Here is a 12,519-nt window from a genome sequence, read left to right as displayed (position 1 = left end):
GTCATGGCAGTGTCCCTCTCCACCTCGGCGAAGTCCGCCGGGCGGGCGGCCGGACCGGCCCCCCGCAACTCCCCCCTGCGGCGCAAGCGGAACCGTCAGCGGTTGCGCACGCTGGGGTTCCTCTCCCCCTGGCTGGTCGGCTTCTCCGTCTTCTTCGGGTACCCGCTGATCGCGACCGTCTACTTCTCCTTCATGCACTACAACCAGATCAAGGAGCCCACCTTCGTCGGGCTGAGGAACTGGCGGTACGTGCTGGAGCAGATGCCGCTCTTCGGCCCCGCACTGTGGAACACGCTGTGGCTGGTCGTCGTGATGGTCGCCCTGCGCGTGGTGTTCGGCCTCGGAATCGGCCTGCTGATCACGAAGATCAAGTCGGGGGTCGGACTGTTCCGCACGGCCTTCTACATCCCGTACCTGGCCCCGCCGGTCGCCGCCACCGTCGCCTTCGTCTTCCTCCTCAACCCGTCCACCGGACCGGTCAACGAGATGCTGTCGTGGATCGGCCTGCAGGGGCCGGGCTGGTTCAACGACCCGGACTGGTCGAAGCCCTCGCTCGTGATGCTCTCCCTGTGGGGCATCGGCGACCTGATGGTCATCTTCATGGCCTCGCTGCTGGACGTGCCGAAGGAGCAGTACGAGGCCGCCGAGCTGGACGGCGCGGGCGCGTGGACGAAGTTCCGCTACGTCACCTGGCCCGCCATCACCCCGATCGTGCTGTTCGCCGTCGTCACCGGCGTCGTACAGACGATGCAGTACTACACGCAGGCCCTCGTCGCCGGGAAGCTCGCCTCGGGCGTCTCCATCGGTCCCGGCACGGTGATCCAGCCCGGGTATCCGGACCACTCCACGCTGACGGTGCCGCAGCTCGTCTATTCGATGGGCTTCCAGAACTTCAACACCGGTGCCGCGTGCGTGCTCTCGCTCGTGCTCTTCGCCATCGCCATGGCCGTCACCCTTCTGCTGATGCGCAAGAGCGTCGGCCTCATCCCGGCGGAGGACTGAGATGACCACCACCACCCTGACCAGGCCGGAAGCCGCCGTGCCCGGCCGGTCGAGCGGCTCCGACGCCGCCGGACACCGCCGCAGGCGCGTCCTCCACTGGATCGCGGTCCACTCCGTGGCCGTCGCACTCGCCCTGTTCTTCGTCCTGCCGTTCGTCTTCGTCTTCCTCACCTCGGTGATGAGCGACGGACAGGCGATGAGCGGTGACCTGTGGCCGGACTCCTGGCACTGGTCGAACTACACGGCCGTCCTCGACACCCCGGGTTTCCTCGGCTGGTGGCGCAACTCGCTGATGTACGCGCTGCTGGGCACCGTGTTCACCGTGTGCTCGTCGGTGCCGGTCGCCTACGCGCTGGCCAAGTTCCGCTTCCGTGGCCGGCGTACCGCGATGATCCTCGTCATCTCCACGATGATGCTGCCGCCGCAGGTCATCATCATCCCGATGTACCTGGTGTGGGCCCAGCAGTTCCACCTCTCGGGCTCCCTGTGGCCGCTGATCATCCCCATGGCGTTCGGCGACGCCTACTCGATCTTCCTGCTGCGGCAGTTCCTGCTCACCATTCCGCAGGAGTACATCGAGTCGGCGAAGGTCGACGGGTGCGGTGAGTTCCGCACGCTGCTCAAGATCGTCGTACCGATGGCGAAGCCGGGCATCGCGGCCGTCGCGCTCTTCCAGTTCTTCTACTGCTGGAACGACTACTTCGGCCCGCAGATCTACGCCGCGCAGAACCCGGGCGCCTGGACGCTGAGCTACGGCCTGGAATCCTTCAAGAGCGCCCACGCGGTCAACTGGAACCTGACCATGGCCGCGACGCTGCTCGTCATGGCGCCGGTCATCATCGTGTTCTTCTTCGCACAGAAGGCCTTCGTAGAAGGCGTCACCCTCACCGGAGTAAAGGGCTGAGATCCATGAAGCTCGCAGTAGTTGGTGGCGGGTCCACCTACACCCCCGAACTGATCGACGGATTCGCGCGGCTGCGGGACACCCTGCCGGTCGAGGAACTCGTGCTCGTCGACCCGGCCGCCGACCGGCTGGAACTGGTCGGCGGCCTGGCACGGCGGATCTTCGCCAAGCAGGGCCACCCGGGGAGGATCGTCACCACCTCGGACCTGGACGCCGGGGTCGCCGGCGCCGACGCGGTGCTGCTCCAGCTCCGGGTCGGCGGACAGGCCGCCCGCAACCAGGACGAGACCTGGCCGCTCGAGTGCGGCTGCGTCGGCCAGGAGACCACCGGGGCGGGCGGTCTCGCCAAGGCCATGCGCACGGTGCCGGTCGTCCTCGACATCGCGGAGCGGGTGCGCCGCGCCAACCCCGACGCCTGGATCATCGACTTCACCAATCCGGTCGGGATCGTCACCCGGGCGCTGCTCCAGGCCGGGCACAAGGCCGTCGGACTGTGCAACGTGGCGATCGGCTTCCAGCGCAAGTTCGCCGCGCTGCTCGACGTGACGCCCGCCGAGGTGCACCTCGACCACGTGGGGCTCAACCACCTGACGTGGGAGCTCGGCGTGCGCCTGGGCGGGCCGGACGGCGAGGACGTCCTGCCGAAGCTGCTCGCGGAGCACGGCGACGCGATCGCCGGCGACCTTCGCATGCCCCGGCAGGTCGTCGACCGCCTGGGCGTGGTCCCCTCGTACTACCTGCGGTACTTCTACGCGCACGACGAGGTCGTGAGGGAGCTCGGCACGAAGCCGTCCCGCGCCGCCGAGGTCGCCGCCATGGAGAAGGAACTCCTGGAGATGTACGGGGACCCGGCGCTGGACGAGAAGCCCGCGCTGCTGGGCAAGCGGGGCGGCGCCTTCTACTCGGAGGCGGCCGTGGACCTGGCGTCCTCGCTGCTCGGCGGGGGCGGTTCCGCGGTGCAGGTGGTCAACACGTACAACAAGGGCACGCTGCCCTTCCTGCCGGACGACGCGGTGATCGAGGTCCAGGCGAGGGTCGACTCCACGGGTGCGACGCCGCTCGCCGTGCCCGCGCTGGACCCGCTGTACGCCGGGCTGATCGGGCACGTCACCGCCTACGAGGACCTGGCCCTGGAAGCCGCCCTGCACGGGGGCCGCGACCGGGTCTTCAAGGCACTGCTGGCCCACCCGCTGACCGGTCAGTTCGAGTACGCCGAGGCGCTCACGGACAAGCTGATCGCGCACAACAGGGAGCACCTGGCGTGGGCCTGACCGCACACGTGCTCGCGATCGACGCGGGCAACAGCAAGACCGACGTGGCCGTGATCGGCGCCGACGGCACGGTTCTCGGTACCGCACGCGGGGGTGGCTTCCAGCCGCCCGTCGTCGGGGTCGGCGCGGCCATGGACGGGCTGGCGGAGGCGGTCCTGCCCGCGCTGGCCCGAGCCGGGGCGGACGGTGTCGGGCACGTGTCGGCCTGTCTCGCCAACGCCGATCTCCCGGTCGAGGAGCAGGGGCTGGCGGAGGCGCTGCGCGTCCGCGGCTGGGGCCGCACGGTCGAGGTGCGCAACGACACCTTCGCGATACTGCGTGCCGGGGTCGACGAGCCCCGTGGCGTGGCCGTGGTCTGCGGCGCGGGGATCAACTGTGTCGGCATGCGGCCGGACGGCGCCACCGCCCGCTTCCCCGCGATCGGCCGGATGTCCGGTGACTGGGGCGGCGGTTCGGGGCTCGCGGAGGAGGCGATGTGGTTCGCGGCGCGGGCCGAGGACGGCCGCGGTGAACCGACCGAGCTGGTACGCACGTTGCCCGGGCACTTCGGGCTCGACTCGATGTACGCGCTGATCGAGGCACTCCACCTGGGACACATCCCGTACGGACGCCGGCACGAGCTGACACCGGTGCTCTTCTCCACCGGCGCGGCCGGGGACCGCGTCGCGCGCGATCTGGTGGACCGGCTCGGCGACGAGGTCGTGGCGATGGCCTCGGTCTCGCTGGCCCGGCTCGGCCTGCTGGAGGAGGAGGTGCCCGTGGTGCTGGGCGGCGGTGTACTGGCGGCCCGTCACCCGGCGCTGGACGACCGGATCGCCGGACTCCTCGCCGTCCGCGCGCCGAAGGCCGTGATCCGGGTGGTCTCGGCTCCCCCGGTGCTGGGCGCCGCGCTCCTGGGTCTGGACCACACGGGGGCCGCGCCCGAGGTGCACGACAGGCTGCGGGCACAGTACGCCTGAGGGTTCCGCGGCGTCGGCGTCCCGTGGCGGTGCCGCCACGGGACGCTCTCGCGTGAGGGAACCGATCAGACGTCCCGGACGTGTTCATGATGGGGGGACAGACCACCGGAGGTGCGCCCGAGGCCTGCCCGGCCGAACCGCCTTGATCGCCCGCGCTCGTCCTGATCGAATACGGGGGACGACGCGGGATCCGGGCATTCCTGGTGGCCGGGGGTTCCGGGGGCGCATACTTCTGGCCAGGACCAGTCGTCCCCCGATCGGCCGGGGGGATCCGGCGTCGTCAGTGACCGAGGGGGAGGTCAAGTGACATACCCGCCGAGCGGGACCGCGCTGCGGGAGCCGGAGCCGGATCAGTCGTCCGCGCCCCCGGCCGTGCCCGCGCAGCGCCGTGGCGTCCCGTCCGTGGCCGTCGAGCGCCTGCGCGCCGCCGCCACGACCGAGCCGGGCAGGCTGCAGATCATCGGCGCCGCGCTGGCACTCCTGGTCGTGGTGTTCGGAGCGGTCACCTACCTGGAGATCTCCGGACGGGCCTCGGCCGCCCATGACGTGGTGGAGCGCAGTCAGCCGCTGAGCGCGGACGCCGCGAGCATCTACCGTTCGCTGGCCGACGCCGACACGATGGCCGCGAGCGGTTTCCTTGCCGGGACGGAGGAGCCGAAGGCGGTCCACGACCGGTACGAGGCGGACATCAAGGAGGCCTCGCGGCTGCTGGTGAAGGCCGCGGCGAGCACCGACGCCTCGACCTCGTCGCACCGGGAGATCACCACGCTGGGCGAGCTGCTCCCCGAGTACACGGGGCTGATCGAGCGGGCCAGGGCCAACAACCGGCAGGGACTGCCGCTGGGCGGCGCCTACCTCCGCTACGCCAACCAGAAGATGACAGCCGAACTCCTGCCTGCGGCCGAGCGGTTGTACGCGGCGGAGACCGGCAGGCTCGGCACCGACTCGGCCGACGCGCGGCGGTGGCCCTTCTTCTCGCTGTGCGTCGGGATCGTGGCGCTGGCCGCGCTGGTGTGGATGCAGCGGCGCAACTACCGCAGGACGAACCGTGTGTTCAACCGCGGGCTGGTCGCCGCGACCGCCGCGGCCACGGTGGTGCTGCTGTGGCTGGCCGTGGGACACACGGTGGCCAGGGCGGAGCTGCACGGCGCGATGGTGCACGGGCAGGAGTCCCTCGATGTCCTCAACAAGGCACGGATCAACTCCCTCAAGGCACGCGCCAACGAGAACCTCACGCTGGTCGCCCGAGGTGCGGTCCTCACCCCGGACGGCACACGGGACCAGTACGAGACCGACTACAGCACGGGCATGAAGGCCCTCGGCGCACAGCTCGAGAGCGCGGAGAAGCTCGCCGACGACGACACGGGGAGCAAGCCGGTGGCGGTCGCCATCGACACCGTGTCCGAGTGGCAGGACCGCCACAGGAAGGCCAGGGCGACGGACGACCGGGGCGAGTACGACAGCGCGCTCCAGCAGATCATCGGCGCGGAGGACTCCACGGGTGAGTCCTTCGAGAAGGTCGACGACGCGCTGGAGCAGGCGCTCGCCCTCGAACAGGACGATTTCGACGTGGCGGCCGAGGACGGGCGCAGGGCGCTGGGCGGGCTGCCGGCCGGGGCCGCCGTCCTCGCCGTCCTGGGCGCGGGCGCCGCGATCGCCGGGGTCAACCGCAGGCTCTCGGAGTACCGGTGAGGGGACGAGGGATGACGAGGGCGAGGAGCCGGGCCGCACGCGGCGGACTGCGCGGCTGGGGCGGCGTGACGGGCATGGCGGTGGCCTGTGCCGTCACCGCCTCGCTCACCCTGCTGCCGCTGGCGCACGGGGACGGGACGTTCGGCGGGCACAGCGCGGGCCATGGCACGACCTCCACGGTGCCCACCGAGGCCGAGGAGTGCGTGGACCCGGAGGCCAGCCTGCCGGCGTCGGACGCCGACGGGCCGAGCATCCGGAAGATCAGGGAGCGCGGGAAGCTGATCGCCGGTGTGGACCAGAACAGCTTCCAGTGGGGCTATCGGAACCCCCACCGGAATCCGGAGGCCGGCGGCACGCTCGAAGGCTTCGACATCGACCTGGTGCGGGCCATCGCGAAGGACATCCTCGGCGACCCGCAAGCGGTGATCTTCCGTGCCATCCCCACCAACCAGCGCATCGCGGCACTGGAGCACGACAAGGTGGACGTGGTCGTGCGCACGATGACGATCAACTGCAGGCGTGCCACCCAGGTGTCGTTCTCCACGGCCTACTTCCAGGCCGGCCAGCAGGTCCTGGCCCCAAAGGGATCTACGATCAGCGGGTACGACGAGTCGCTGAAGGGCAAACGGGTGTGCACGGCGGAGGGCTCGACCGCGTACGACGCGCTCGACGAGCAGTCCTTCGGCGCGGTCTACAAGGACGAGCACGACGAGACCGAGCTGGACGAGGACCTGCTGACCGTCCCCAACCAGCTGGACTGCCTGGTGCGGCTGCAGCTCGGTGAGGTCGACGCGGTGGTCACGGACAACGCCCTGGCGGCCGGCCAGGCCGCCCAGGACCCGGCCGTGGAGCTGAAGGGCGCCGGACCGTTCACCACCGAGTACTACGGCGTCGCCGCGAAGCTCGGTGCCGACGATCTGGTGGCGAGGATCAACCACGTGCTGGTCGCCTACCGCCAGGGCGGTGACAACAGTCCCTGGATGAAGTCGTACCGCGCGTGGCTGTCGGAGGGCCTGCCGGGGATCACGGGTCCCCCGGCGCCCAAGTACCGGAGCAACTGAGCCTGCCCGGGCCCCCGGGCCCGGCGGAACGAGCGGAGAGGTGATCGATGGGCGTCGCGGGTTCCTTCCCCAGCTTCGCGGGGAGGCCCCCCGACCCGGTCATGAACCGGGACGAGGCGGACCGTACGCTGGCCCGGCTCGGTGCGGAACACGAGGCCATCGAGTCCTCGCTCCTCGCCCTGGAGGAACATGCCGGCCGCCGGCTCCTGGAGGGCGCCACGCTGGCCGGTGTCACCAAGGAGCGCTGGGGCTCCACCAAGCGGTCGATCACGCTGCTCTGGCGGTACTTCGACGCCTACGCCGGGGCGCTGGCCTCGGCCCGTGAGATCCGGGCCAGGCGCCGCTACCCCGGCAGGAGCGACCTGGTGGCCCTGACCGACCTGCTGCGCGGCGACGGTGTGACCGTGGCGGACCAGGGAGCCGCCGGACCGGGCGTCTCGCTCACCCGTCCGGCCCGGCTCTCCGAGCGGTTCACGCTGGAGGAGCTGGTCGCCCGGATGAACGACCTGTACGCCCAGGCGCTGGACATGATCCTCGCGTCGGACTCCGTATGGTCGGCGCTGCCCGCCCGGATAGACCTGCTGGCCGCCGAGCTGCGCCGCACCGGCTCGCTGGCGCACTCGGTGGGGGTGCGGCCCGGTGAGCATCCGGCCGGTGACGACCTGGAGTCGATCGCCGAGGAGCTGGCCTTGCTGCGGGAGCAGGTGATCTCGGATCCGCTGGCGTTCTGGCTCCCGGGCCCCGGCAGTGCCGCGCCCGGCGGAGGGCGGCCCGACACCACGCGCTACGACCGTGCGGCCCGCGCGCTGGAGGAGGTGCGCCGGGAGATCGAGGCGGTGCTGGCGGTCCGGCAGGACGCCGAGCACCGCCTGCTCCAGGTGCGTGACCTGCTGTCGCGCGCGAACCGTACGCTCGCCGAGGCCCGGTTGGCGCGCGGCGAGGTGCTCGCCAAGATCGCCGCGTCGGAGGTGCCCGCCGTCAGCGGGCCTCCGACCGCGCTGCACGAGCGGCTGGCCACCGCCTCCGAGTACCGCAGGCACGCCCAGTGGAACCGGCTGTCGCCGCTGCTCGAGTCGCTGGAGCGGGAGGCCGAGGACGAACTGCTGCGCGCCCGTGACTCGCTGACGTCCGTCACCGCGCCGCTCGCGGTCCGGGCTGAGCTGCGCGGCAGGCTGGACGCGTACAAGGCGAAGGTGGCCCGGCACGGCCTGGCGGAGGACCCGCTCCTGATCGAGCGGTACGACGCGGCCCGCCGGAGGCTGTGGAGCGCCCCGTGCGATCTGCGCGTCGCCGAACAGGCGGTGCTGCGCTACCAGCAGGCCGCCACCGACCTGCTGGCACCGCGCCCGGCGGGCGAGCACGACGGACAGGGGGAGACACCATGAGTACGGAGTGCCAGCGCCCCTCGTGCGAGGGACGCTACGAGGACATGGGCGGAGGCGAGCTGTACTGCGACACCTGCGGCCTCGCCCCGGTCGTGTCACCGACGGGCATGGTGAGTTCGCCGCCCACCGGCATCGCGGGCGGCGGCAGGGCGAGCGGCAGCGGGGGAAGCGGCAGCACCTCACGGCGGACCGGTTCGCAGGCGTCCGCGCGCTCCTCGTCCCGCTCGTCGACCTCCCGGCGTTCGGTCTCGGGGCGGGTCTCCCTCTCCTTGTCGGGAAGCTCCACGTCCCGCTCCGTCTCGGTGCGCTCCTCCGGCACCTCCACGAGCTCCGCCTCGGGGCGCGGCAGGCTGGGCGCGGGACTCGTACTCGTGCCCGACGTACCGAGGCCCGACCCCCACACCGCGGTGATGGCGAACCCCGAGGTCCCCGAGCGGAAGCGGTTCTGCTCGCGCTCCGACTGCGGTGCGCCGGTGGGCCGGGCCCGGGGGGATCGGCCGGGCCGCACCGAGGGGTTCTGCACCAAGTGCGGTCACCCCTACTCCTTCGTGCCCAAGCTGCGCGGCGGCGACATCGTCCACGGGCAGTACGAGGTGGCGGGCTGCCTGGCGCACGGCGGGCTCGGCTGGGTCTATCTCGCGGTGGACCGCGCGGTCTCCGACCGCTGGGTGGTCCTCAAGGGCCTGCTGGACACCGGGGACCAGGACGCCATGGCGGCGGCCATCTCGGAGCGGCGCTTCCTCGCGGAGATCGAGCACTCCAACATCGTCCGCATCTACAACTTCGTGGAACACCTGGACCAGCGCACCGGTTCGCTCGACGGCTACATAGTGATGGAGTACGTCGGCGGGAAGTCGCTCAAGGAGATCGCCAACGAGCGCCGCACACCGGCCGGCAAGCGGGACCCGCTGCCGGTCGAGCAGGCCTGCGCGTACGGGATCGAGGCGCTGGAGGCGCTCGGCCATCTGCACAGCCGCAACGTGCTGTACTGCGACTTCAAGGTCGACAACGCCATCCAGACCGAGGACCAGCTCAAGCTCATCGACATGGGCGCGGTGCGCAGGATGGACGACGACCAGTCGGCCATCTACGGCACGGTCGGCTACCAGGCGCCCGAGGTCGCCGAGGTGGGCCCGTCCGTGGCCTCCGACCTCTACACGGTCGCCCGGACGCTCGCGGTGCTCACCTTCGACTTCCAGGGCTACACGAACGTCTTCGCCGACTCGCTGCCCGATCCTGACAACATCGACGTCTTCCGGAGGTACGAGTCGTTCTACCGGCTGCTCGTGCGCGCCACGGACCCCGATCCGGCACGCCGGTTCTCCTCGGCCGCGGAGATGGCGGAGCAGCTGACGGGTGTGCTGCGTGAGGTGGTGGCCCTGCAGACGGGGCGTCCGCGCCCGGCGCTCTCGACGCTGTTCGGTGTGGAGATGCGCGTGACGGACACGGCCTTGTTCGCCGAGCTGACCGACGAGGTGTCACGGCTCGGCGTCCGGACGGGCCCGTCCGGAGGCACGGGACGCTTCGGACGCCGCCGCGGGGCCGCCTCCACGGCAGCGGTCCTCCCCGCCACGGCCCTGACGGGCGCCCCCGCCGTCGCGCCCGCTCTCCCCGCCGCGTCCGCCGGCGCCGGTCCGCTGTACGCCCCGGACACCCATGTCCAGGGCAGCACAGGAGGCGGGGCCGCGGGCGGCGCGTCGCCGTACGCGCGGTCCCGGGCGGCGGTTCCGGTTCCGGCCCCCCGCGCGGCGGCCCAGGCCGCCGGGGCGCCCCCGGCGGCGTACGCGGGCACCGGCCCCCGGCTCGCCGCGTTCGACGCGCGGGCGACCTCGCTGGCCCTGCCGGTCCCCCGGGTCGACCCGAACGACCCGAACGCGGGGTTCCTCGCGGGGGTGATGGCCTCGGCGCCCGCGGAGTTGCTCTCCGCCCTGCACTCCGTGCCCGCCGCCTCGCTCGAGACCCGGCTGCGAGAACTCCGTGCCCGGCTGGAGATGGGCGAGACCGGATCCGCCTCGCGGGCGCTGACAGCGGTGGAGGCCGAGCACCCCGATGACTGGCGGGTCGTCTGGTACCGCGGGATCACCTCGCTGGTGACCGGTGACAACGAGGCCGCCGCGCTGTCCTTCGACGCGGTCTACGACGCCTTCCCCGGCGAGCCCGCGCCGAAGCTCGCCCTGGGTGTCTGCGCGGAGGTGCTGGGGCAGTTGGACAACGCCGCGGAGTACTACCGTCTGGTGTGGACGACCGACCCGGGCTTCGTCAGTTCGGCGTTCGGTCTGGCCCGCGTGCAGATCGCGGCCGGTGACCGGGTAGCGGCGGTGCGCACCCTGGAGTCCGTACCCGAGTCGTCGATCCACTACACGGCGGCCCGGGTGGCCGCGGTGCGGGCGCGGCTCCGTGAACGGTCCCCGCACGAGCCCCTCGTCGACGATCTGTCCGCCGCGGCCGACCAGGTGACGGCGCTCCAGGGATACGGCCTGGACGCGGTGAGACGTGAACAGTTGTCGACCGAGGTTCTGGGTACGGCACTTGACTGGGTACTCTCCGGTAGTCCCACGGCTCAGCCGGCGGTACCGGCCTCCCCCGCGACCGCGGGTCCGAGGAAGGTGCTGGGCAGCGAGCTGGACGAGCGGGGCCTCAGGTTCGGTCTCGAACGCTCGTACAGGATGCTCGCCCGGCTCGCGCAGCGGGGCGACGAGAGGATCGAACTGGTGGAGCGGGCCAACCGTCTCCGCCCCCGGACCTGGGTGTGAAGATGTCACAGAGCCACCAGCAGGCCTCCTTGCCGGGGTGCCCCAGCTGTGAGGAACCGCTGGAGCCGGGAGACCTGTTCTGCGGAGCGTGCGGGTACGACCTCTCGGCCGTGCCGGCGCCGCCCGGCGACCGTCCGACGGTCGCCATCACGGTGCCCGCGCAGGGTGCGGCGGAGCCCTCCGCCGCTCCCGTGGAGTGGCCTCCCGCCGCCGGGACGGACGGCTCCGACCGGTCGGCTCCCACGCACCGCCCGGCCGACCTGCCGGGCGTGGACTCGGGCGGCAGGCCCCTGGTCTCCGGGGAGCGGGCGGCTGTCCGCTTCGACGAGCCGGGCGCTCCGGTGGGCTCCCCGCCAGGTGCTCCGGACGACGTCCCGGGCGACTTCGAACTGGCCGCGCCGGACCCCCGTACGGTGGAGCACGCCCCCGCCGGCGCCTCGGCTGCTGGCGCCAAGGTCTGCGTCGCCTGCCGCTCGGGCCGGGTGGACACCGACGGCTACTGCGAGAACTGCGGCCACGCCCAGCCCCGCGAGCGCGACCACATGGAGGAGGAGCTGGGCGGGGTCGCGGCGGTCAGCGACCGGGGCCTGCGCCACCACCGCAACGAGGACTCGTTCGCGGTGTCCTGCACCGCCCTGCCGGACGGCTCACCCGCCGTCGTCGCGATCGTGTGCGACGGCGTCTCGTCGGCGAGCCGCCCCGACGAGGCATCGGCCGCGGCGGCGAGTGCCGCCAACGAGTCACTGCTGGAGTCGCTTCCCCGCGGAGCACATCCCCAGCAGGCGATGCACGAGGCGATCCTGGCCGCGTCCGAAGCCGTCAACGCGCTCGCGCAGGACCCCGGTCAGGCGATGGAGCACGATCAGCACCGCCATCAGAACGCCCCGGCCTGCACCCTGGTGGGCGCGATCATGGCAGGCGGTCTGCTCGTCGTCGGCTGGGTCGGCGACAGCCGTGTCTACTGGGTCCCCGAGGACCGCTCCAACCCGCCGGCCCGGCTCACGGAGGACGACTCCTGGGCCGCGCAGATGGTGGCGGCGGGTCTGATGAACGAGGCGGAGGCCTACGCCGACGAGCGCGCGCACGCCATCACGGGGTGGCTCGGCGCCGACGCGTACGAACTGGAGCCGCACACCGCGTCCTTCAAGCCGGACAGGCCCGGTCTGGTGGTGGTGTGCACCGACGGCCTGTGGAACTACGCGGAGGCGGCGGCGGAGATGGCCGCGGCCGTTCCGCCCGAGGCCCACGAACGCCCCCTGCACGGCGCCCAGGTGCTGGTCGGCCACGCGCTCGACGGTGGGGGCCACGACAACGTAACAGTGGCGCTGCTGCCGTTCGCCGTGACGGCACGAGGGGCAGGATCGGCCTGAGCCGCACTCGGTCCGCCGGCGCCCTGCCCGGCGGACCGCCCTGTACGTTCCCGCCCGCACCCCGCAACCCCGCGTCCGCGTCACCTTCCCGCCCGCACCCCGCGTCCGCGTTCCGCGACCCG

At 72.1% G+C, this 12,519-nt stretch carries 9 protein-coding genes; all 9 read left to right on the top strand.

Features of this window, described 5'->3' with window-relative positions:
• Positions 1–3 precede the first annotated feature (3 nt).
• The 9 genes from OO67_RS11140 to OO67_RS11095 all read left to right on the top strand — a co-directional run bounded on the left by OO67_RS11140 (position 4) and on the right by OO67_RS11095 (position 12,397).
• Positions 4–1,002, top strand: coding sequence for a carbohydrate ABC transporter permease (locus OO67_RS11140; protein WP_078597827.1), 999 nt, complete (start codon positions 4–6; stop codon positions 1,000–1,002).
• A 1-nt stretch (position 1,003) separates the two neighbouring features.
• Positions 1,004–1,906, top strand: coding sequence for a carbohydrate ABC transporter permease (locus OO67_RS11135; protein ID WP_033299326.1), 903 nt, complete (start codon positions 1,004–1,006; stop codon positions 1,904–1,906).
• Positions 1,907–1,911: 5 nt separating this feature from the next.
• Positions 1,912–3,177, top strand: coding sequence for a 6-phospho-beta-glucosidase (locus tag OO67_RS11130; protein ID WP_033299325.1), 1,266 nt, complete (start codon positions 1,912–1,914; stop codon positions 3,175–3,177).
• Positions 3,168–4,136 (top strand): N-acetylglucosamine kinase, encoded by a 969-nt coding sequence (locus OO67_RS11125; RefSeq protein WP_033299324.1) that lies wholly within the window; start codon positions 3,168–3,170, stop codon positions 4,134–4,136. The genes OO67_RS11130 and OO67_RS11125 overlap by 10 nt, the downstream gene beginning before the upstream one ends.
• 303 nt (positions 4,137–4,439) lie before the next feature.
• Complete coding sequence (locus OO67_RS11120) at positions 4,440–5,828, top strand: hypothetical protein (RefSeq protein ID WP_033299322.1); 1,389 nt, start codon at positions 4,440–4,442, stop codon at positions 5,826–5,828.
• Positions 5,829–5,839: 11 nt separating this feature from the next.
• Positions 5,840–6,889 carry a glutamate ABC transporter substrate-binding protein gene (locus tag OO67_RS11115; RefSeq protein ID WP_033299320.1) on the top strand — a complete coding sequence of 350 codons (1,050 nt, stop codon included), beginning with the start codon at positions 5,840–5,842 and terminating at the stop codon, positions 6,887–6,889.
• A gap of 47 nt (positions 6,890–6,936) precedes the next feature.
• Complete coding sequence (locus OO67_RS11110; protein ID WP_033299317.1) at positions 6,937–8,274, top strand: coiled-coil domain-containing protein; 1,338 nt, start codon at positions 6,937–6,939, stop codon at positions 8,272–8,274.
• The gene (locus OO67_RS11100) at positions 8,271–11,027 is read left to right on the top strand and encodes a serine/threonine-protein kinase (protein ID WP_078597825.1); all 2,757 of its coding nucleotides are present in this window, start codon (positions 8,271–8,273) and stop codon (positions 11,025–11,027) included. The genes OO67_RS11110 and OO67_RS11100 overlap by 4 nt, the downstream gene beginning before the upstream one ends.
• 2 nt (positions 11,028–11,029) lie before the next feature.
• The gene (locus OO67_RS11095) at positions 11,030–12,397 is read left to right on the top strand and encodes a PP2C family protein-serine/threonine phosphatase (protein WP_033299499.1); all 1,368 of its coding nucleotides are present in this window, start codon (positions 11,030–11,032) and stop codon (positions 12,395–12,397) included.
• Positions 12,398–12,519 lie beyond the last annotated feature (122 nt).

It is taken from the genome of Streptomyces atroolivaceus (assembly GCF_000717025.1).
GTDB classification, from domain to species: Bacteria; Actinomycetota; Actinomycetes; order Streptomycetales; family Streptomycetaceae; genus Streptomyces; species Streptomyces atroolivaceus.
Note: the sequence above shows the minus strand (reverse complement) of the source record. Positions and strands in the feature narration are given on the sequence as shown.